The sequence below is a fragment of the Sphingobacterium sp. UBA865 genome, assembly GCF_002295765.1.
GTDB classification, from domain to species: domain Bacteria; phylum Bacteroidota; class Bacteroidia; order Sphingobacteriales; family Sphingobacteriaceae; genus Sphingobacterium; species Sphingobacterium multivorum.
Map to the genome: position 1 here is coordinate 72,254 of NZ_DBGB01000035.1, position 22,064 is coordinate 94,317.

Sequence of the window (22,064 nt, forward strand, 5' to 3'; positions counted from 1 at the left end):
CAATTGATAAAAAGAGTGGTATAGCAATGATCCGCGCTTCATTGTTATACTGTATATGTTGACATGTTATTTGTGTTTAGAGGAAATAGATTTGACGGAGAACGAAACTGTGTCAGTGCCGTTAACGAAATGAAGAAGATAGGTTTACAATATGAATGAGCTACCTGTACCAATAGATAAAATTGTAGCAAAGCATGAGTTTGCTCTTAGTGAAGTCGATCAAGTGTATCTTGAATGGTATGAAGTCCACAAAAGGCGCCTAACACGCAATACAACGGGCGGAAAGACAATCTTTATGCAATTGGAGCAAGGTGCGGAATGGCGTCATGGCGATGCTTTATTTCATCAGGAAACGCTACAGGCGATCCTGGTTGTCAAGCCTACGTTGACCATAAGATTCAATCCAATAGATTTGGTGCAGCTTGCAGATTTTGGTTATTTTATTGGAAATAGACATCTGCCCATATTCAACGTAACAGATGCCCAATCACTTCGTCTTCCTTACGATGGACGGCTCTATGAGCAGGTCCTGGCAAAGTATGGAACCTCGATTCAATTGGAGGAAGCCTTACTGTTATCCGAGAATTTGATTCGACTGCAGGCGAGAAATAAAAAGAAAGCAGATTTAAGCGGAACAGATGAACATGTTGATCCGCGTAAGCAAATCCTAAAAAATAAGTAGATGAAAGTGAATCGTATTATACCTGTATTGCTTTTGGCATGTTTGTGTTTGGTGAGCGCCTGCCAAAATCGGCAAGCAGGTGCGGTCAGCAATCAAGTGAAAGCTGTCGACAGCCGTGGAAAAGAAGTGGTATTAGCGCATACGGCACAACGTGTGGTTGTATTATTTCCGTCCCTTGTTGATGAAGTCTACATGTTGGGTGCTGAAAATAGCCTTGTTGGTATTCCTGAACAGGTTTATCAGGTCGAAGATACCTATAAGTTTTTATCCAAATTGGATGATAGGATCGCAAAAAAAACACTGGCGACACCTACTTTCGCAGGCCAGGCAAATAATGTGGAAAGCATAGTGAGCTTAAACCCTGACCTTGTTTTGACATTCAATACCGATCAGGATAATATTTCCCAACTAGAAGATCTTGGAATTCCAGTGTTCACTTTTTCTTCGCAGGATGAAAAAAGTATTTTTAATGAACTGACAGGGATGGGAGCATTACTCGGAAAGAAAGCGCGAGTGGAAGAAATTGTTCAGTTTGTTTCGGCGGAGATCAAAAAAATGACTGCTCCCAAGGATCAAATACAGAAGAAGGTTTATTACGCTTGGTCTAAAGGTCGGGTACTTTCGACATCCGGTCGTGGTAGTTTGATTGATATGGCGATCCGCCTTTCGGGCGCAGCTAACGCCTGTCCGTTGGAAATGGAAGCCCCAAATGTCGGCGCAGAGACAATTTATAAATGGAATCCGGACCTCATTATTCTTTGGAATTCTACATTGGCAGACGTCTATAACTTAAAGGAACTCGCGGCCTTACCTGCAGTGCGAAATAAACAGGTATTTGTGATGTCACCGTCGTTTCCATTCGACCCACATACCGTCAAATTTATGCTTTTTGCCAAACAGATAAGGCATTGGTGTTTTTCGGATTATACGAAACAGCAACTTGACCAGGATATGGCTATCGCTTTTGAAAAACTTTACGGTAAAGCAGGATTACTTCAATGATGCATCAATTAAAAAAGCTGTTATTGCTCGTTGTTCTGCCATTGTTGGTTTTATTGTTTTCCCTACTGGTGGGCTCAAGCCAGAACATTGGTTTTGTTGAGCTCTGCCAACGCATTGGATCGGAAGTGGGGGGATATTTAGGTCACCCTACTGCGGTATTGAAGGATAATATGGATACGATATTGTGGCAGGTACGTTTACCACGGATTCTGCTGACCTTTATGGTCGGAGCTGCTCTAGCGTCTTCTGGCGGAATCTTGCAGGCCATTTTTAGGAATCCAATCGTTGATCCCTTTACATTGGGTATTTCTTCGGGATCTGCTTTTGGGGCTGCATTGGCTATGTTGTTTCCGCTATTGCCGGTCAATATATCCGCATTTTTGTTTGGTGTATGTGCTGTGGGGTTGACTTATTTTGTTTCAAATGCTGGTTTGAAAACCTCGATTATTGGGATGGTATTGGCAGGAATGGTTATTTCCGGAGTATTTACAGCCATGTTAACCTTGTTGCAATACATCAGTGATCCCTATAAATTACAAGCTATTGTACAATGGACAATGGGGAATCTGCATACGGCCTCCTGGTCGAAAGTACAGCATGCTTTTCTGCCGATAACAATAGGATTGGCTATCCTGATCCTGTTTCGTTGGAAGCTGAATCTTTTAGCCTTGGGCGATCAAGAAGCAATTGCTGTTGGCGTCAATCCGAAAATATTGAAGCTGGGATTTATTGCTGTAGCTACACTAATTACAGCATCAGCCGTTGCAGCTGTAGGGGTAATAAGTCTATTTGGATTAATTGTTCCACACATCAGCCGGATGATCTTTGGCCCCAATAACAATATTGTTGTGTGGGCAAATATCAGTATTGGTGGTACTTTTCTTCTACTGATCGATGATTTTTCTAGGGCGGTCATGCCATTTGAAATTCCGATCGGTGTATTTACAATGATTATTGGCGCTCCCTTGTTTATTTACCTGATGCGTCGTAATGAAATCAACTGGAATTCATGAGTAATTCGATTCATATCAACAACCTTTCTTTTGCCTACGGTAAGGATATCATTTTAAATGATGTAACCATGTCATTCCCAAAAGGAAAGCTTTCTGTTATTCTCGGTCGGAATGGAAGTGGTAAATCTACGCTGTTCAATATTATTGCAGGGCTGGAAAAAAAATATGATGGATCGGTTCTTATTAATGAAACGGAGCGTCGCAATTGGAAGGTTGGTCGGGCTAATTCATTGAAATTGGGTTTTCTGAACCAGTTCCATCAGACCACATTTCCTTTTAGCGTTGTTGATGTTATTCTGACGGGACGGGCTTCATTTTCTCGTTTTTCACCAAGTAAAGAAGACTTCGAGGCAGTAGAACAGATCTTGGATAAATTTAACCTCACACACTTAAAGGACAAACCCTATACGTCGTTGTCTGGAGGGGAGCGACAATTGGTGTTACTATGTCGGGTATTGGTACAGCAACCTGATTTATTATTGCTTGATGAGCCTACGAATCATTTGGATCTGAAATATCAGATTGCGGTTCTGCAGACCGCCAAAGAGCTGGTCAAGGAGGGGACAACCGTGTTATGTGTAATGCACGACCCTAACATGGCGTTTCTTTTTGGTGATCAGTTTTATCTGATGAAAGACAATAGGCTCGTGGACCTCCATGGTCTGGATCGGGAACAAGTAAGAAATTTATTGGAACAGACCTATCAACTTCCTTTGATTAGTTTGGAAAATCAAAAGAAATGGATGTTTGTTCCGATGCTGAGTGGTGCTGCGGCATTTGAACCCATTGAGGGGGCAGAACATAGTCCAGCAACCGTCACTGAGCTGAATACACCCTGATGAAGTGTGGAGTAAGCGCCTTTGTAAAAACATCATGGTTTGTAGGTGAAATGCCCAGTTTACGGGGCGATTATTTTAAAATAGCGATAACACTATGAATATATTTAAAGACAGTGGTCATATATTGATTGAAAATAAACGGATGAGTAAGGGATCTCTTCCCGCTCAACCTCAGTTGAAAAATATAACCATATCTCGTGTTGAAGAGGAGGATATTGATGTCGTATTACCTTATGTCATTGAATTTCGGAAACAGTTGTTTCCGATGTTGGATTCCAATAAGCTTCCTAAGGATCTACTCGCATTTTCAGCAGTGTATCTTGAGGCTGAAGCTGCTGCATTCTTGCAGGCAAAAGATCATCGGGGTAATTTGATCGGCGTGGTTGGTATGTCGGCTTATGACTACCGTTTTCCGCATTTGGATATAGACAGAAGGAAAACGGTGGAAGTTGCCCGGCTTTTTGTGGATCCGAGTTACCGTAGGTCAGGTTTAGGAACAGCCTTGTTCAAAAGTTTGGTCGCTGTAGCTAAGGAGAAAAGTATAGAAAGGCTTTATTTACATACGCACCCATTCTTGACAGGAGCCTATGAGTTTTGGGGAAAACAAGGCTTTCAATTAAAGGACTATTGTAATGAATCGAATTTTCCAACGATACACATGGAATTATTCGTTGATCGTATTGCTTAAACCCAATTTGGGTAATCCAAAAAAAAGAAAAATTATTCTAATGAACAACATGATGAAAGCGCTAGCTTTCGCTTTATTGACAAGCGCTTCCGTACCGGGAGCCGTATATGCACAACAAGGTGTAGCATTATTTGGAAAAATTCAGGATGAAAACGGTGATCCCATCGCTGGGGTTACACTGACCTTAGTCGATGGACAACAACAGACAAGTTCTAATGCTCAGGGCGAATTTAGTTTTACCGGAATAATTTCCTTTCCTGTACAGTTACGTGCAGATGCAATTGGGTATAAGCCTGTATTGCTGGATTTGAACGCCGCTAGCTGGAATGCAAAAAAAGGAGTTCGATTACTGATGGTGGCCGGTGATAATACCTTGGATGAGGTATTGGTAACAGGTAGACGCAACAATTCTTATCTGACAAACGACATGGAGTTGGGCGGAAAATTTGCTGGAAAATTAAAAGATCTTCCACAATCTGTTGCTGTTTTAAGTAAGGAATTTATAGAGGATAAGCAGGCATTCACCACAGGGGCATTGGTTCAGGATTTGGCTGGTGTGACCGAAGCATCTTCCTATGATGATGTTGTCATTCGTGGCTTTAAAAGCGGTTATGAAACGGGTGTACGGCTTGTCAATGGCTTACGCTCGGGGTATGGTTATGGTAACAGTTATTATAATTCTCCCTTAACAATCAATCTTGAAAATATCGAGGTTTTGAAAGGGCCAGGAGCATCTTTGTTTGGAGATATCGTACCGGGTGGTACAATTAATATGACGACCAAGAAGCCTTTGGAAGATTTTAGAGGGAATGTGAATTTTTCAGGTGGTAGTTTTGAAACGATGCGAACAACTGTGGATCTCGGTGGACCTCTGGACAGTGCCAAACGTATTTTATATCGTTTTAATGCGGGTTACGAAGATACAAAGACTTTCCGCGATGTAAATCGCCAGAAACGAATCATGGTGGCTCCTTCGTTCACCTTTAAACCAGCTGAGGGCACGGTGGTGGATATTGATATGGTGTATAATCAGTTCAACGGTTATCTTGATCGGGGAATGGGTATTAAGGAAAATAACTTTTATGCTTTGCCAAGATCATTTACGTTGAGCCAGCCTTCCGATTTTTATAATTCCAAGACTTTTTCGTTAAGCGGCCGCTTGTCTCAGCGTCTGGCAGAACATGTTAGTTTGAATCTGAGCTACATGAAATCCATCTATCAGGAGGATGTCAACGAACATCGGACAATGAACACCTTTGCTGATGCGCCACATAATACCATTATGAATATGCGTTTTTTTGATCGTCATGGACGTGACTATACAGATAATGTTGTGGGTTATGTTAAGTGGGATCTTTTGGGCGATAGAGTCGATCAGCATTTTGTTGCAGGAGTTGATTTTGCACAATATCGGGGCGACAAAGAAAATCAATTGCGGGAGGCGCGGCAGCAAACTGTAGATGGCAAAGTCGTCCCGTTGACTTTTGATTTGAACAATCCCACTTATACCACGCATGATCTAACGAATTATGTGTGGCGCACGGGAGTCGCTTATCCTTTTTTGAGCCCTTATAAAACAACGGGTAAATATATTCAGGATCAAATCAGCATTGACGAGCGATTGAAACTTATTGTAGGTCTTCGTCATGAGCACTATTCTTCTGAGACACTTGACGGACAAAATCGCTTTCATGCAACGCAAAATGCCTTATTACCTCGTTTTGGTGTAACCTATGGAATCAATAAGCAGATTAACTATTTTGCAAGTTATTCACAAGGATTTGTACCTGTGGGCGCCAATTTTATTCAGAACTATAAAGATTATGGTGCCGATAAACCCTTTGATGCTGAGCGGAGTTTCCAGGTGGAAACGGGGATGAAGGCCGGTTTTTTTAAAGAGCAATTGCAAGTTGATCTATCCTTATTCCGAATTGAACGACGGAATATGCTCATTGCCACAGGGGCTATCAACGATTCAGGGTTGCCGGAGTATAGACAATCTGGCAAAGCGCTATCGCAGGGTGTCGAACTCGATGTGCGTGGGCAGTTGACACGTGAGTTCCAGATTATGGCCAATTATACCTATAGTGATACGGAGGTAAAATCATCTTCTGTTCCTTCTGAAATCGGGCAGTCCCTACCGGGAGCACCTAAAAATATGGCGAGTGCCTGGTTGAAATATGTGTTTTCAGCTAGTACATTAAAAGGTTTGGGTTTTGGTGCCGGTGTTTATTATGTAGATCGTAAAAGGATGGATAACAGTATCGGAAAGGATAGCGAAGGAAATGCACTCTGGGGGCAATGGCCTTCGTATACCACTGTAAATGCTGCTGCCTATTACCACATTGGTGCGATGAAAATGGCCTTAAATCTGAACAATGTATTCGATAAATATTACTTTTTAGGTGGTTTTGACTACACGAGAGCCTTTGCTGGTGCACCGCGAAATGTCATGGTATCAGTGGGTTACTCTTTTTAATGCTGAAATAGTAATCTAAAACCGACAAAGCGGGCTTTTTCAACAAATTTGGACTATTTAATTCAAGATTTGTGCTAGTCAAGTAGCCCGCTTTGGTTGTAAATTTGAACAACAAATAATAGTATTGTGAACGCAAGAATGAGGTATAGTTTAATCTTTTTAGTTTTTCTTTTTAGCACCCTGCTCATGAAAGGAATAGCTATGCCATCACATTCTACTGTTCAGCATTTACCCCTCGTCCGCCTAAGTCTGTCTGTATTTCCTTCTCATGTAGATAAAGCTTTAGGACAGTCAGAACGGGAAAATCTGTTAGCCGCGGTTAAAGATCATGATGTCTATGATATCACCGAACAGATGGACCTCAAAGATGAATGGAGCAAGCTGCTCTATTGGGGCGTGCTTTCAATTTGTCTTTTTGTATTCTGTTATCCTGTACGTCTCAAAATTCAGAATAACAGAAGGCCTTATATGGATCGATTGATCCTTCCGCCAAAATATATTCTTTTCCAAAGTTTAAAGATCCCATTTCTGGGGTAAAAATTTCCATTTCTTACAAGGGTTGAGAAAAGACAGACCTTGCGCTGTGTAGGGGTGTAATCTGTCCTATTCATCACGATTTTGAACGATTTTTTTAAGTCGTATGACCTTGTCGTGACCTGTACCCACCGTGACTTGTTTTTAATTCGAATAACAACAATTTAAATAATATTTATATGCATTTATTACCTAGAGAGACAGAGAAGCTATTGCTTCATCTTGCCGGCGAACTAGCGAAAAAACGTAAAGCTAGAGGACTTAAATTAAACTATCCGGAGTCTATTGCATTGATCAGTAGTGAACTTTTAGAAGCTGCTCGTGACGGGCGTACTGTTGCCGATTTAATGCAGTTTGGTGCAACATTGTTGACACGTGAAGATGTTATGGAAGGTGTGCCCGAAATGATTCATGATGTACAGATAGAAGCAACATTTCCAGATGGTACAAAACTGGTCACTGTTCATAACCCGATTCGCTAATTGTTAAAAATATAATCTATGATCCCAGGAGAATTTTTTATTGCAGATGGCTATGTGATCTGCAATGAAGGTAGAGAAGTTACAACCATCACTGTGACAAATACAGGTGATAGGCCCATTCAGGTAGGTTCACATTTCCACTTCTTTGAAGTGAACAAAATGATGGAGTTTGATCGCGAGAAAGCTTTTGGTAAGCGCTTAAATATTATCGCAAGTACTGCAGTACGTTTTGAACCAGGCGAATCAAAAGATGTCGAATTGGTTCCGTATGCAGGTGCAAGAAGGATCTATGGCCACAATGATTTGGCAAATGGAGATACCGAAACCGAAGTTGCGAAAGCAAATGCAATGAAAAAAGTAAAAGAACAAGGCTTTAAAAACAAAGTGTTATGAGTTTAAAAGTTAGCAAATTAAATTATAGCGCCATCTTTGGCCCTACAAGTGGAGATAAAATCCGTTTAGGAGATACAGATATTATTATTGAAGTCGAAAAAGACTACGCTTACTATGGCGATGAAGCCAAATTTGGTGGTGGTAAGACTGTGCGTGACGGGATGTGCCAATCTTCCGTTCATACACGTGATGAAGGTACACTGGATATGGTGATCACTGATGCTATTGTTATTGATCACTGGGGTATCGTGAAAGGTGATATTGGTATTAAGGATGGTAAAATTGTTGGTGTTGGTCGTGCTGGAAATCCGGATACCATGGATAATATTACACCAAATATGATTATCGGTGCTTCTACGGAGGTGCATGGTGGATCAGGATACATCTTAACTCCAGGTGGTATTGATACCCATATCCACTATATCAGTCCAACACAAGTTGAAACGGCCTTATATAGTGGTGTTACAACAATGATCGGGGGCGGTACAGGTCCAGCGGATGGAACAAATGCAACTACAGTAACACCGGGTAAATGGAATTTACGCCGCATGTTACAAGCTGTTGAAGATCTTCCAATGAACTTTGGTTTTTTTGGTAAAGGAAACGTTGGTACTGAACAACCTATTGTTGAACAAATTGAAGCTGGTGCCTTAGGTGTTAAAATCCACGAAGATTGGGGTGCTACACCAGCAACAATCGACAGAGCGTTGACGGTTGCTGATCAATATGATGTGCAGGTGGCTATCCATACCGATACGCTGAATGAAGCGGGTTTCTTGGAAGACACGATCCAGGCAATCAACGGACGCGTGATCCATACATTCCATACGGAAGGTGCTGGCGGTGGGCACGCTCCGGATATCATCAAATCTGCGATGTATCCAAATGTATTGCCAGCATCGACAAATCCAACACGTCCATTTACAAAAAATACAATTGACGAGCACTTGGATATGCTGATGGTTTGTCACCACTTGAGCAAAGAAATTCCGGAAGACGTGGCTTTTGCCGATTCTCGTATCCGTCCAGAAACGATTGCAGCTGAGGATGTACTACAAGATCGCGGTGTATTCAGTATCATGAGTTCCGATTCGCAGGCAATGGGACGTGTAGGTGAAGTCATCACACGTACTTGGCAGACTGCAGACAAGATGAAGAAACAAGTAGGTCCATTGCCTGAAGATGAAGGTAAGGACAACGACAATTTCCGTGCACGTCGCTATGTCGCGAAATACACGATCAATCCAGCAATTGCCCACGGTATTTCGAAGTACGTTGGTTCTATCGAGCCTGGTAAAATTGCCGATATGGTGATCTGGCGTCCAGCTTTATTTGGCGCAAAACCAGAAATGATTATTAAAGGCGGGATGATTATCGCTTCAAAAATGGGGGATGCGAATGCTTCTATTCCTACACCACAACCAATCATCTTAAGAACCATGTTTGGCGGTTTAGGTAAAGCCGTTCACCAAACTTGTTTTGACTTTGTCTCTAAAATTTCATTGGAAAAGGGAATTAAAGAAGAGTATAAACTGGAAAGAACCTTACTTGCCGTAGAAAATTGTCGGAATATCTCCAAAAAAGATATGATCCACAATGATGCCACACCTGAAATTATCGTCAATCCAGAGAATTATGAGGTAAGTCTTGACGGCGAGATCTTGCGGTCAAAACCTGTTGATACAGTTTCGTTGGGACAACGATACTTCTTGTTTTAACCCTATAACTACTTTTTATGGCGTGATCCGATGTCACGCCATAAGCTATGAAAAACAATAGGTTGATGAAATCATCATGGGCTTATCAAAAGCGCATAAAAGAGAGGGAATACTGATTGCTCATGATGCTTCATTAAGCTAAAATACGATTTACGCTAATGAAAAATTTGAAGACATTTTTAGGCTGTTGTATAGCAATGGCGTGCTTAACCATACAATCGGCCTATGCGCAAAAGGGAGGTATCATGATTTATGGGGCACTGAATTACCACGAAACAACAGCTGGGCATCAATTTAGTGCCGCTCCGGTGGGTGCTGCTTATTTTTTCACTGACAACATGAATGCGGGGCTAAACTATGGATTCAATTCTGTTAAGGATAAAGCACTGGATTTTACGGATCATTCGCATGAAATAGGACCTTTCTATAGCAATACTTGGCCCCTGAGTGAGCATTTTATGTTAATTGGCCAGGTTGATGTGCATTATTTGTGGGGCGATCAACATGTCGCTACCGGTGGTACTATGGTAGATGGTAAATACAATGGCTATCTATTCAGAGTGTACCCGCTTGTGGGTATCGCCTTGGGAAAAGGTTGGGCATTAAAAGCTAAAGTAGCAGAATTGTCTTATAAAAAGAGAAATAGTAAAGATGCTGCAATTCCCAATGATCACGAACTCATTACGGGAATCAATGGATCTACAGTAGGTTTAGGCTTGTCTAAAAATCTATTTATTAAAAATTAAAAAATGATAATCACGGAAATCACAAGGAATATTCAGGGGGAGCAGATCACTAAGCGTCTCGATTTGCTTGCTATTGAATGGTATGAGTCGACCAAACGTATTCAACGTTTACGTACAGCGGAGGGAATGGATATTGCCGTCAAATTGTTGGGTAATACATCCAGCTTGCAGGATGGTGATGTCTTGTACGAAGACGAAGAGAAAATTGTTGTGGTAACGATCAAACCTTGTGAAGTCATCCGTGTCATGGCAATTGATTTCCTGCGAACTGCTTTTGTAAGCAGCGAAATTGGAAACAAACATTTGCCTCTATTTGTGGAGGCAAATGAATTGCTTATGCCTTATGAACGGTCAATGTACGAATGGTTAACGAAACAAGGATTTGACCCGCAGCGTGGCGAGCGCCAACTTTTACGTCAGCTCAATGCAAATGTCGATCCCAAGCATCATCAGAAGATGAAGTCTTCAACGAAGAATATACCGCTCTTGATCAACGACAAGGCCTTCGTGAATTTGCAAGCGCCAACAGCCGGTATCGCTTTAATGCCCAATGATAGAGAAGATTACGCAAGGAGCTGATAAATCCTTGAAGATATATACTTATATAAAAAAATAATGTCAATGAAAAATACATTTCTAGGCAAGTTACTCCATCTCGCAGATCCTACATTACCAATTGGAGGGTTTACCCATTCAAATGGACTGGAGACTTATGTGCAACAGGGCTTGGTCTGTGATAAAGTTACGGCGGACAATTATGTGCGTCATAACCTCTGGTATAATCTGAAGTACAATGATGCTGCTTTGATGAAATTGGCCTATGAAGCAACTTCTTCGCAGGACATGGATGCATTGATCGCGTTAGATCAAGAATGTACAGCATTAAAAAGCCCAAGAGAAATTCGCGATGCCAGTAAAAAACTGGGTGTACGTATTTATAAAATATTCAGTCGTTATCAACAGCAGGATTTTATGCTATCCTGGGGTGAATTAATCCAAAAGAAGGAAGTAGATAGCCATTACTGTTTGATGTATGGCATGTTGGCGTCACTTTTAGAAATTCCTTTGGAAGAAGCATTACATGGCTTTTATTATAATGCCGCCATTACGATGGTGACCAACGCTGTAAAACTTGTGCCATTAGGACAGTTGGATGGCCAAGATATACTTTTTGGTTTACATGATGATATACTTGATCTCTGCAAAGAGACCTTAACCGTTGAACGGAATTTAGTGGGCTTATGCAACATTGGATTTGACATCCGTTGCATGCAACACGAACGATTATATTCTAGAGTTTATATTTCTTAAAAAACAATTAAAATGGAAAATAGAAAATATGTTAAAATAGGGGTTGGTGGTCCAGTAGGGTCTGGTAAGACAGCATTATTGGAACGATTGAGCAGACGGTTGATGAATGAAATTGATCTTGCCGTAATTACGAATGATATTTATACCAAGGAAGATGCGGAATATATGGCCAAAAATAGTTTGCTTCCCCGTGAACGAATTATCGGTGTGGAAACTGGCGGTTGCCCCCATACAGCGATACGGGAAGACGCGAGTATGAATCTCGAAGCTGTAGATGAACTAGCTAGCCGTTTCCCGGATTTGGAGTTGATTTTAATTGAAAGTGGTGGTGATAACCTGACTTCTACTTATAGTCCGGATCTTGCCGATATCACCATTTTTGTCATTGATGTTGCCGAAGGTGAAAAAATGCCGCGTAAAGGTGGGCCGGCAATTACAAGATCAGACCTGTTGTTGATTAATAAAAAAGATTTGGCACCCTATGTGGGCGCAAGCCTAGAAGTGATGGAACATGATGCACGTAAAATGCGTAAAGGTTCTCCATTCCTGTTTTCAAATCTAAAAACCGGCGATGGTTTGGAAGAGATCGTAGGCTGGATTAAAAAATACGCACTCCTTCAAGATATTGAGGAACCTAATTTACTACGTTAATTATGATTTGTTCTTTAGCTATTAAGATAGCACATCGCGAAGGAAAATCCTTTTTAAAAGATGCATATGCGACACAACCGTTTCGTATCGTTCCTGTTGGGCAATATCAAAAAGACAATGCAGCGTACTTGATGATTATGAGTTCATCGCCTGGTTTGTTGGATGGAGATGACCATCGTATTCAAGTTGATATTGCTCCGGGGTCTAAGTTACAGTTACAGACGCAGGCTTACCAGCGTTTGTTTCATATGAAAGGTCATTCGTCCCAAACGATGGAAGTGAATGTAGGCGAAAATGCTGTTTTTTCTTATGTACCCCATCCCGTCGTACCTCAGCATTCGTCTCATTTTTTGAGCCATAACATTGTACATCTTGCTTCAAATTGTCACTTATTGCTGAGTGAAATCGTGACCTGTGGCCGGAAAATGTCCGGTGAAGAGTTTATGTACAATCACTTTCAAAATCTGACAGAATGTTATGTCAATGGTAGGCTCGTGGTGAAGGATAATGTATTGCTTCAGCCAGATCGTATGCCTATACAAGGTCTGGGTATTTTGGAAGGCTATACGCACCAGGGAACGTTGATCTATCTGAATAGTGCCGGCTTGAATCCAAGCGACTGGATCGAGGCTTTCCATGAACAGTACGGGGAAACCAAAGACGTTGCGTTTGGGATTAGCGAATTGCAGCATGACGGTTTTATGGTTCGCGTTTTAGGTAACGGTGCCGAACAGCTTTATCTTCTTTTTAAAGAAATGCAAAGCGCACTATGGGGCAACATATTTTTGAATAACAACTAATTATATTCCAATGAAAAATAACATCCTAGCTTTTATAAAAGCTTTTTTTAAAGGATTTGGGCAGATTATGTTACAGGGTAACATTTGGACGGGTATCTTATTTATCGGAGCCATTATTTATGATTCGGCACTTATGGGCTTTGCAGGGGTTCTCGCTAACATCGTAGGCGTACTGACGGCCAAGTTGATGAAATTTGATGAGGATCATATCAATGATGGACTTTTCGGATTTAATGCTACGCTTTACGGTATTGCTTTGGTTTTCTATTTCCAGACAAACGTTTGGGTATGGGGAGCCTTAATCGTAGGATCTGCGTTGACCACCATTTTGATGGGGTCTGCATTAAAGAAGAATCTGCCGGTATTTACATTTCCTTTTATCTTAATTACCTGGATCGCATTGTATGTGTTGAGTATTCCAGAACTGGCCTTGCGGACTGTACCAGAGCATTTTGTTGATATTCAGGAAATGGATGACTTCCTAATTGAAGGCCATGCCTTTGGTCAGGTTATTTTTCAGGGTAGTTTAATTGCTGGATTGATCTTTTTCATCGGGGTTTTCCTGAGCAATCCCATGGGCGCACTTTACGGTTTCGCTGCTGTTATCATCAGTGTTTATATATCGCACCATGGCCATGAATCTGTAGATATGACCAATAATGGCATTTTTAGCTTCAATGCGGTTTTGGTTGGAATTGCCCTAAGCGGCCCCCGCGTTAGAGATGGTGTATATGTTCTAATCGGAACGATTATCGCAACATATTTCGATCATTTTTTGATTCACAACGGATGGACAACATTGACTTTTCCATTTGTTTTTGCGATGTGGGCTATGCACCCTGTCAAACTTATCGATAAATGGTTGGTGAATAGGTTTTCATCAGCTGAAGGGACTTCCTAGTCCTTTTTTGTGAACTAAAATTTTATGTATGTTTAAATTTCGTTTAATAAAACTATTCCCAATAATGCTCTTATTGGGAATTCATGTAAATACGGTGTACGGACAAGTCAGTCCGCCGGGATTAGGAAAAGCAAGGACCGCATCTTGGTCGGTTTTGGGCTTGCGTAGGAAATTAGACAGTGCTGGAACGAAGGAAGCATTGACCTATATTGGTTTGGGAACTAAAAGTACACCCGACGATTCAAATCCATTTCACAAGCAGGCTATTTGGGTGTTAAACCATGAGGTCTATCATAAATTTGCTAAAAATCAACAATATAGTTATGCGTTGAGTTATCGTCGCCAAAACGTTTACGATGAGGCTGCCCCATATCATAACGAAGGTGTTGAGCAAGAGTTTAGGTTGTATGGACGATATGCGTATACATTGACCCTTAATGATCGTTTGAAATGGAAAAATACATTAAGACAAGAGTTCCGAAAGTTCTTTACAGCCGATTTTCAAAAGGCAGAAGAGAATTTTCAATTTAGGACCCGCTTGAAGTCGCAGCTAAATTTCAAAATTTCGGCTAAAAATAAGCAGGAATTGGCGTTGAGCGCTGAAGGACTTTTTGCAATCAGCAAGCTCTACGAACCTGTTAGTACCTGGTCTAGCTTTGGCTATAAAGAGACCCGTTTGGGTTTTTATTACATGACAGATATTCCAAAGACACCTTTGCGATTGGATCTGGGTTATATGAACGACTTAATTAAAGGCTATGACAAAGTAGATTTTGGGGTTCATTATTTAGCCGTAGATTTAATCTGGAATTTACCTTACCGTAAAAAGCATTAGCCCGCCATAAACTTATGTTTCCGATAGTCACTGGGTGAATACCCAGTGATTTTTTTGAATAGCCTGGTGAAATAGGAGGGCGATTGAAATTTCAATTCAAAGGCTATACCGGCAATATCTCTCGTAGCATCCTGCAGCAGAATCTGACTATGTAAGATACTTATTTCACTAATCCATTGCTTCGGAGGTTTATTTGTCGCTTCCTTTACACATTTATTGAGGTAGTTTTCTGAAATATGCAATAAATTGGCGTAGAATAACACGTTTTTATGATCGATATGAAATTTTTGTACATATTCGCGGAAACGGAAAGCAATATCGAGCTGTCGGCTCATCGGCGCCTTAGTCTCTATATCCGATTTTATCACCTTCAATAGGATACACTGCATCATGGATATGCAGACTTCCATTACGCGGCCCTCGGTAAAAAGTTCCTCTTCCAATAACATCAACATTTGCTGGATCCAATGTGCTACATGTGGTTTAAGTGTGGTAAAAGGATGGGAATTGAAAAATTTAATATCGTTTATGCCAAGCTCAATATCAGTTACAATTTCATTTTCATAAACCACGAAAAAACCTTCTACATCATCAGAGATTGCCAGCGTAGCCGTAATATTACCTTGTTTGATGTTAATGACTTGATTTTCGGTTAAGGTATAAGATGCGCTTTCGAGATGTTGGGTCAGGGACCCCTTCGTTACAAAAATGAGAAAATTAAACGTCGTACGATAGGGGATGACAGGCATCAGGATACTGCGGAGGTAATTCTCGATTCGATAGACTTGAATTTTATTCTCATTGAATAAATTGTGCTCAGAAACATCCGGTAAAAATAACTTTTTGTACTCGTAATTGTTGATGATCTTAATCGAATTTTTCATAGTTTTAAAGACAACCTACTTACCAATGAAATCAAAAAAAAAGGAATAGTTGTATGTATGACAAATATACTTAAAAGTTTGCGGAAATTAGGTTAGCATCCGATGCTTTCCAATCAAGTAATTATTGTGTTAACTAAGTGAAAAAGCTTATTTAAGACAAATTGTCCTGATTCCCTTTTATAAACTCCGACGTGAAATGTTGTTGCTGTTTTTCATGGCTGAATTTCTCCCTATTATAGGACGCTGAACTACCTTTGGGTATTGATAAGGAGGTCCATTTATCATCCAAACATATTTTCCCAATATAGAGCATCTGACCGATGTGGTAGGGATAATGTGCTAGCTGCCGCAAGATCGCTTCCATGACGGTATGTCCTTGATTACGGATATAAATGATTTTAGCGAGATCTTCTTCTTCGAGGGATTCAATTGCTTGAAACAGACAGGACCATCCAGCATTCCAATAGGTAATAAGCTCATCGCGATCTACCCAACTGTTCTCAAACTCCTGGTCGCGGTTTCTATTTTGTTTTTCGCCATCTGTGGTGAGGAAATCGGTCCATCGGGAAAGCATATTTCCACCTAAATGTTTAACAATTAATGCAATGCTATTGCTCGAATCATTGGGTTGCCAAAAGAGTTGTTCAGTGCTTAACTGTGCAATGTTTTATCACCCAAAGATTTATAATATTGAAATTGCTTGATACAAGTCGCTAAAAAATTGTCCATTGCGTCGAAAGTTTGGCATTTACAGGAATATTAATATACAAAAATGTCCTGAAACCGAGACCTAAAATAATTTTTTTAGCTGAAATCTGGTTTTGCTATCGATGTCATTAATTTCCTGATACAGTTTTTTGAGGTGATAAATGTGTGAATTTATAAGGAGAAGGAGAAGGAGAAGTGTGAGCAAAAATGCTAATAAAAGCAAAGGTGATACTGGGGTATGTATCACCTTTAAGCTAACTAAACATTAAACATAAATAAACAGTCTTTTTTAAAGACCACACTAAAAATTACAATACTACTTTGCCACTTGTTGATTTGTCAACTTGGACATTTTTTGGTTGATTTTTTAACGCAATTCTTGCCGATGTAGAAACATTTCCCTGTAAGTTTTCTTTCACGCTGAGCGTAACATTTGCAGACGAATTGGCTTGTACTTGGGCATTTGTTGTCGAGAAACGGCTCATGTCAACCGATGCGGATGAATTGGTGTTCAAATTTAAATTTGAAGCGCTACCCGCAATTTCCTGCTTAGACGAACTGCTTGCCGATACTTGCAAATTTTTACTGCTGACATCTGTCGTTAACTTGCTAGAAGAGCTCGTTGAAAGGTTGATATCATCAGCAATTATTTTTTTAAGCGATATTTTTGCGGAGGAGGATACGTCTACAGAAATTTTGTTTGCCTTAATCGTTTCATCGGTATAGATCGAACTGCTGGATGATGCCGAAAAGCGTGTCGGTATCTTGCTTGAGTAAACAGTTACGCGATTGTTTCTCGCATTTCTGATTGAACTGTTTCTTTTATACTGTACATACAGTGTACCGTTTTTTACAGTCGTTTCGATAAGGGATAAATGTTCGGGATTATCTGCTTCAACAATAACCTCGTTACGATTAGAGTGAATATAATCTACACGTAATGAAGTTGCCGATGAAATGCCATCTGGAGCAGTGATCTTACGTGTTTCGCGTTCTTGTGCCTGAGCTACATATAAAAATGAAATAAAGGCAATGGTTAAGATTCTTTTCATTATTTTTCTGTTATTAGTTTAAATTTATTTTTACTGAAAGTTTCATTTTAATTTCCCTTTTTATCGTTTCTTATGTGCTTATGCATACGCTCTATCGTTAACTGCCACCTATAGTATAATAGTAATGCCAAAACTTTAAATCCGTTTAAAATACTGATTAACACTAGTTTTGTTCCTGAGTGCTATTTTCGTTCATGCTCATTTTTGAACATCAACTGTTCGGTATCGGACAATAGTTTGTTTACCAGACTCTTCGTTTGTAGGCTGCTAACCAGAATTGATACTCTAATTGGGAAGCTGTTATAAATACTTGTCGCATCTTCTCCCGTTTTGTTGCAGTAGTTTCTGCTGCAATTTTGTCAACGTAGTTTTTCGCCTTGATAACGCCCTGTGCAAAATCCTCACCGCTATAAGTTGCTATCCATTTGGAATAGGGATTTCCCTGTGTATTTGCTGTCGATACAATGTGATCTCCGACCTCCTTATAAATCCAAAAACAGGGGAGTGTTGCCGCCATAGCAACCTCAATGCTCTCGAAAGCGGCTACGCTTTTAAGAAAATGAACATAATGATGGCAGGTTGGTTCGATTTTGTTGCTCTTGTCGGCAGGACTTAAACCAAATTCCCGAAAGTAATTTTCGTGTAATGCCCGTTCAACAAGTAGCGCATTGCGACCAAATTCGAAATAGTCCAATGCTTGTTGGTTATCCGTACTTTTTGCACCTATAAAGGCGAGCACACGGCCAAATTCTTCTAAATAGAAAGCATCCTGCTGCATGTAAAATTGAAATTTATCCAGGGGAAGACTACCATCACTAAGCTGAACAATAAACGGCATGGTGAGTATATCTGAATAAATTGATGTTATTGAATCCCAGGCATGATCAGTCCAGTTCATATTGAATAAGTTTAATCGGATTGTGGAAGTGATTTAATGGCCCATTTCCTTTGCCAATGATGAGGTCTTTGCTACCAGCTATTGCTGCGTGTATATAGGCCAATGCGAATTCAACCGCGCTATCGAGACCAACGCCTTGTGCCAAATGGCTCGCAATTGCTGAAGAAAGCGAACAACCGGAACCATGTGTATTTTTGCTGTTAATTTTTTGAGATTTGAATTCAATTGGTGGATTCTTGTGCTGGAACAATAGGGATGTTAATTCTTGACTTTGGAGATGCCCGCCTTTAATCAAAACGGATTGACAACCTTTCGCCAGTAGGCTATTTCCCGCTTTTTTCATCCTCTCGACATCGTCAATAACTTCGTCTACTAAAACACTTACCTCGTCTAAATTTGGTGTAATCAGCGTTGCCAAAGGAAAAAGAAGTTCAATGCAGGCCTGAATTGTATCATCGTGAATGAGCTTGTGCCCGCTGGTCGAGACCATGACTGGATCAAATACGATAGGCCCTTTATATTCTTTTAAATAGCTGCTAATAAGCTCCACAAGTTCAATATGGTGTACCATGCCTATTTTAATTGCATCGGGATAGATGTCGTCAAAAATAGCATCTAATTGGTCCTGGACGGCTGCTGTAGGAATGTCATAAATACGTCTTACACCTTGTGTGTTCTGAACGGGTAAGGCAGTTAACACATTCATGGCATAACAACCTAATGCAGATATGGTTTTGGTATCTGCTTGTATACCTGCACCACCGCTACCATCGAACCCCGCAATGCTGAGTACGGTAGGGACGCGGTATTTTTTATCTTTTGTCATTTTAATAGTTCTTTTAGTTGTGCACTGGCAGCTCTGGGATCTTGACTTTGGCATATGGCCGAAACGACTGCAATGGAGTCTGCACCGGCATTCCAGGTCTCTTCTGCAGTTTGTAAGTTCATCCTTCCGATAGCGATCAATGGTTTTTCCGTCTTATTCCGAAGTTGTTTTAAACCTGCAATTCCCCATTCAGTAATCGTATCCATTTTTGTTCTCGTAGAAAAAATGGGACTTACACCAAGGTGGTCGACAGCGTACATTTGTGGACTTTCCAGCTGCTGCATATCTTCTATGGACCAGCCTATGTTTAATTTATCGCCATATTTTTCGCGAATAGGGAGCGGCTGCAAATCATTTTGACCCACATGTACTCCCCATGCCTCGATTTTTGCAGCGATTGCTACGGCATCATTGATCACGAGCGGAATACCATAACGATCGGTCAGTTTTTTCAAACGCATGGCTTTATCCAAAAATGTAGCGGGATCGTCAGCTTTTTCGCGTAATTGAATAAGATCGACTCCACCAATGATGGCTTCTTCGGCGACATTGAGCCAATGTTGAGGATAACAGTCCCGCTCAGAAATTACCAAATATAAAGGGTAGGGAAAAAGCGGATTAATGCGCATAACATTTGATCTTGAGCTTTGATTTTAGACGTTCTGCATTGAGCTTATAGAGTTCATCATAGAGATTCAATTGCAGGGTACCCGGGCCAGCTGCTGTTTGGGCTGCGAGTTCTCCCGCCAAGCTCAAAATGGAAACGCCGGCAACAGCTGCTTCAACATATTGGTCTGTAACACCTAGAAATGCACCAATAAGTGCAGTATCACTACAGCCAAGTCCAGTTACCTGTGTCATTAAAGGGTTGCCATTAAAAACTTCAACCCGGTATTGCTGTGAAAGGATATAGTCTACTTCTCCAGAAATACAGATAATGGAACCGGTTTGCTCTTGCAATAATTGGCCAAATCGGAGCGCATCTTTACTCGCTGTCGTGCTGTCGACTCCTTTTGTGTTCGGTTGGTTGAAATTGTACAGCGTCATGATTTCTGATGCATTTCCACGAATAACCGTTGGTTTGAGATCCAGTAGATTGGCTAATAAATCATTGCGGAATGCTGATATCCCAGCACCAACAGGATCAAGTACCCATGGCCGTCCAATGGTATTGGCATGTTCGGTAGCAACCAGCATAGCTTCGGCTGTATCTTCACTCAAGGTGCCGATATTAATAACAAGAGCTTGCGCAATATCGACAACTTCGCGTACTTCTAAAGGACTGTGTACCATTACGGGGGACGCTCCTAGGGCTAACAGTGCGTTGGCCGTATTGTTCATCACGACTAGGTTTGTGATGTTGTGTACAAGGGGTTTTTCGACCCTCAGCTGCGCTAATAAATTGATAATTGAATCTTCCATTCTTTTTACATATGCTAAGATGTACGGTGTAGCCTTGGAGGGAAGAAGAGCGATAGACTGCGCAGTAAAGGAGTATGCTGTACAGTGGATTTTTGCTTTTCCCTACGCCGGTATAAACCGAATCAGGTTCAAAGGGACTATCTCAATTCTATACAGAATACCCCCAAAGCCAGACCAAATTTAAACAAAAAAGAGGACTTTTCATATCCGTCATTTTTCGATCACTTAGCTTGTTAAATTAATAGGCCGGATTTTGATCGGCACTAATTTCAATATATTCAACAGGGGTATAAGTAACCCGGGCAAAATTTTTGGTCAAAAGTTCTGTTTCTAAAATCTTTCCACCCTGAAATTTTAAAAACTTCTCGCGCCAAATCTCATTTTTACGAAAGAACTGATTGTCTATTTTAAGAAATTGATGTTCTTTTTCAACGACATGGTATGCAAAATCCAGCTCCTGATCGATCCTCAATTCGCCCTCTAAACATTTCTCTGTAAACCAGAGGTTGATCTGGAAGGTGTAAGGCGTGTTGTTGGTGAATTGATAATCACGGTAGTTATAAAATACGGTAGCCCCACTGCCGAATGGCAAAACACGACCATCGTCAGGAAAAGGATCAAAGGAGTGATGATAACGTTCGCTGACGGTGAGTGGACTATGGATAACAAGCCAATGGATGAGATTGGATATTTGACAGATTCCACCGCCAATACCCGCCCTTGCTTCACCGAAGGATAACTCCATGCCGGGCAGATACCCTTTCTTTACGGTGGGGAGCCCCACGAGTTTACAAAATGAAAAGGTTTCCTTCGGTCTGATCAGAATGCTATTGATCTGTGCTGCTGCAATTTTCAGGTTGGTCACTTTGTTGATCTGCAATTGCATATTATTTTCGCCCAGCTTTTTTAATAATACAGACTGATGCTTTTTAATACGAAAGGGAAGTTTTTCAGCTGATTTAACTTTGCTGTATTTTTTGTCGTCAAATAGCCAGACGGCTTTTCGCTGCATTCTTCTTACCCATACTGCAAAAAAATAGAGCAAGGGGTGCTGTTGACTGATCAATTTTCTTTTTTTCAATACGATGTTTATTTATCGCTATCAAAATTAATGCAGAAATGTATCTTTTGCCGCTTTTTTTGATTTTGTCCTGTGTTTTTACTGTATAGGGGGTAGAACTTTTGTTCCATCGGGTGTAT

Annotated in this window: 24 protein-coding genes, 1 pseudogene and 1 riboswitch; of the genes and pseudogenes, 17 read left to right on the plus strand and 8 right to left on the minus strand. The window is 40.7% G+C overall.

Features of this window, described 5'->3' with window-relative positions:
• The first annotated feature begins 151 nt into the window (after window positions 1-151).
• The 17 genes and pseudogenes from B2O97_RS19325 (at window position 152) to B2O97_RS19405 (ending at window position 15,074) form a co-directional block, all read left to right on the plus strand.
• Entirely contained in the window at window positions 152-682 is a 531-nt protein-coding gene (locus B2O97_RS19325) for a hypothetical protein (RefSeq protein WP_286767937.1), read from the plus strand.
• Window positions 683-1,684, plus strand: coding sequence for an ABC transporter substrate-binding protein (locus B2O97_RS19330; protein ID WP_286767938.1), 1,002 nt, complete (start codon window positions 683-685; stop codon window positions 1,682-1,684).
• Entirely contained in the window at window positions 1,681-2,697 is a 1,017-nt protein-coding gene (locus B2O97_RS19335; RefSeq protein ID WP_236586027.1) for a FecCD family ABC transporter permease, read from the plus strand. The genes B2O97_RS19330 and B2O97_RS19335 overlap by 4 nt, the downstream gene beginning before the upstream one ends.
• A complete protein-coding gene (locus B2O97_RS19340; protein ID WP_070567887.1) occupies window positions 2,694-3,536 on the plus strand; it encodes an ABC transporter ATP-binding protein in 843 nt (280 codons plus the stop codon). Before B2O97_RS19335 ends, B2O97_RS19340 begins: the two co-directional genes overlap by 4 nt.
• A gap of 94 nt (window positions 3,537-3,630) precedes the next feature.
• Window positions 3,631-4,224 (plus strand): GNAT family N-acetyltransferase, encoded by a 594-nt coding sequence (locus B2O97_RS19345; protein WP_236560238.1) that lies wholly within the window; start codon window positions 3,631-3,633, stop codon window positions 4,222-4,224.
• Entirely contained in the window at window positions 4,169-6,703 is a 2,535-nt protein-coding gene (locus B2O97_RS19350; protein ID WP_254667738.1) for a TonB-dependent receptor, read from the plus strand. Before B2O97_RS19345 ends, B2O97_RS19350 begins: the two co-directional genes overlap by 56 nt.
• Before the next feature lie 186 nt (window positions 6,704-6,889).
• Window positions 6,890-7,240, plus strand: a complete 351-nt coding sequence (locus tag B2O97_RS19355; protein WP_070567885.1) for a hypothetical protein — start codon at window positions 6,890-6,892, stop codon at window positions 7,238-7,240.
• 176 nt (window positions 7,241-7,416) lie between these two features.
• Entirely contained in the window at window positions 7,417-7,719 is a 303-nt protein-coding gene (ureA, locus tag B2O97_RS19360) for an urease subunit gamma (RefSeq protein ID WP_070567883.1), read from the plus strand.
• Between the two features lie 18 nt (window positions 7,720-7,737).
• Window positions 7,738-8,043, plus strand: a pseudogene (gene ureB, locus B2O97_RS19365) (urease subunit beta); the annotation flags it as partial.
• A gap of 65 nt (window positions 8,044-8,108) precedes the next feature.
• Window positions 8,109-9,830 carry an urease subunit alpha gene (gene ureC / locus B2O97_RS19370; protein ID WP_070567879.1) on the plus strand — a complete coding sequence of 574 codons (1,722 nt, stop codon included), beginning with the start codon at window positions 8,109-8,111 and terminating at the stop codon, window positions 9,828-9,830.
• A gap of 158 nt (window positions 9,831-9,988) precedes the next feature.
• Window positions 9,989-10,576 carry a hypothetical protein gene (locus B2O97_RS19375; protein ID WP_139145037.1) on the plus strand — a complete coding sequence of 196 codons (588 nt, stop codon included), beginning with the start codon at window positions 9,989-9,991 and terminating at the stop codon, window positions 10,574-10,576.
• A gap of 3 nt (window positions 10,577-10,579) precedes the next feature.
• Window positions 10,580-11,155 (plus strand): urease accessory protein UreE, encoded by a 576-nt coding sequence (locus B2O97_RS19380; RefSeq protein ID WP_286767939.1) that lies wholly within the window; start codon window positions 10,580-10,582, stop codon window positions 11,153-11,155.
• Between the two features lie 42 nt (window positions 11,156-11,197).
• Window positions 11,198-11,887: an urease accessory protein UreF gene (locus B2O97_RS19385; RefSeq protein WP_070567872.1), complete on the plus strand. Its 690-nt coding sequence runs from the start codon at window positions 11,198-11,200 to the stop codon at window positions 11,885-11,887.
• 12 nt (window positions 11,888-11,899) lie between these two features.
• Window positions 11,900-12,538 (plus strand): urease accessory protein UreG, encoded by a 639-nt coding sequence (gene ureG / locus B2O97_RS19390; protein WP_046675418.1) that lies wholly within the window; start codon window positions 11,900-11,902, stop codon window positions 12,536-12,538.
• 2 nt (window positions 12,539-12,540) lie between these two features.
• On the plus strand, window positions 12,541-13,338 hold the full coding sequence (locus tag B2O97_RS19395; protein ID WP_159333069.1) for an urease accessory protein UreD: 798 nt from the start codon (window positions 12,541-12,543) through the stop codon (window positions 13,336-13,338).
• Window positions 13,339-13,348: 10 nt separating this feature from the next.
• Entirely contained in the window at window positions 13,349-14,239 is an 891-nt protein-coding gene (locus tag B2O97_RS19400) for an urea transporter (RefSeq protein WP_286767940.1), read from the plus strand.
• 28 nt (window positions 14,240-14,267) lie between these two features.
• Window positions 14,268-15,074 (plus strand): DUF2490 domain-containing protein, encoded by an 807-nt coding sequence (locus B2O97_RS19405; protein WP_286767941.1) that lies wholly within the window; start codon window positions 14,268-14,270, stop codon window positions 15,072-15,074.
• Here the strand turns inward: B2O97_RS19405 and B2O97_RS19410 are convergent.
• From B2O97_RS19410 to B2O97_RS19445, 8 genes are all read right to left on the minus strand, one after another.
• Window positions 15,071-15,958 (minus strand): helix-turn-helix domain-containing protein, encoded by an 888-nt coding sequence (locus tag B2O97_RS19410; RefSeq protein ID WP_159333066.1) that lies wholly within the window; start codon window positions 15,956-15,958, stop codon window positions 15,071-15,073. The genes B2O97_RS19405 and B2O97_RS19410 overlap by 4 nt on opposite strands.
• Window positions 15,959-16,109: 151 nt before the next feature.
• Window positions 16,110-16,622 carry a DUF1572 family protein gene (locus B2O97_RS19415; protein ID WP_312128594.1) on the minus strand — a complete coding sequence of 171 codons (513 nt, stop codon included), beginning with the start codon at window positions 16,620-16,622 and terminating at the stop codon, window positions 16,110-16,112.
• Window positions 16,623-16,974: 352 nt separating this feature from the next.
• Window positions 16,975-17,718, minus strand: a complete 744-nt coding sequence (locus B2O97_RS19420) for a GIN domain-containing protein (RefSeq protein WP_070567864.1) — start codon at window positions 17,716-17,718, stop codon at window positions 16,975-16,977.
• 241 nt (window positions 17,719-17,959) lie between these two features.
• On the minus strand, window positions 17,960-18,616 hold the full coding sequence (tenA, locus tag B2O97_RS19425; RefSeq protein ID WP_070567862.1) for a thiaminase II: 657 nt from the start codon (window positions 18,614-18,616) through the stop codon (window positions 17,960-17,962).
• Window positions 18,603-19,442 (minus strand): bifunctional hydroxymethylpyrimidine kinase/phosphomethylpyrimidine kinase, encoded by an 840-nt coding sequence (gene thiD / locus B2O97_RS19430; RefSeq protein ID WP_070567859.1) that lies wholly within the window; start codon window positions 19,440-19,442, stop codon window positions 18,603-18,605. Before thiD ends, tenA begins: the two co-directional genes overlap by 14 nt.
• The gene (gene thiE, locus B2O97_RS19435) at window positions 19,439-20,071 is read right to left on the minus strand and encodes a thiamine phosphate synthase (RefSeq protein WP_070567857.1); all 633 of its coding nucleotides are present in this window, start codon (window positions 20,069-20,071) and stop codon (window positions 19,439-19,441) included. Before thiE ends, thiD begins: the two co-directional genes overlap by 4 nt.
• Window positions 20,061-20,864, minus strand: a complete 804-nt coding sequence (gene thiM / locus B2O97_RS19440) for a hydroxyethylthiazole kinase (protein ID WP_286767942.1) — start codon at window positions 20,862-20,864, stop codon at window positions 20,061-20,063. The genes thiE and thiM overlap by 11 nt, the downstream gene beginning before the upstream one ends.
• 82 nt (window positions 20,865-20,946) lie before the next feature.
• A riboswitch (TPP riboswitch) is annotated at window positions 20,947-21,039 on the minus strand.
• 63 nt (window positions 21,040-21,102) lie between these two features.
• Window positions 21,103-21,945 carry a VanW family protein gene (locus tag B2O97_RS19445; RefSeq protein ID WP_254667737.1) on the minus strand — a complete coding sequence of 281 codons (843 nt, stop codon included), beginning with the start codon at window positions 21,943-21,945 and terminating at the stop codon, window positions 21,103-21,105.
• Window positions 21,946-22,064 lie beyond the last annotated feature (119 nt).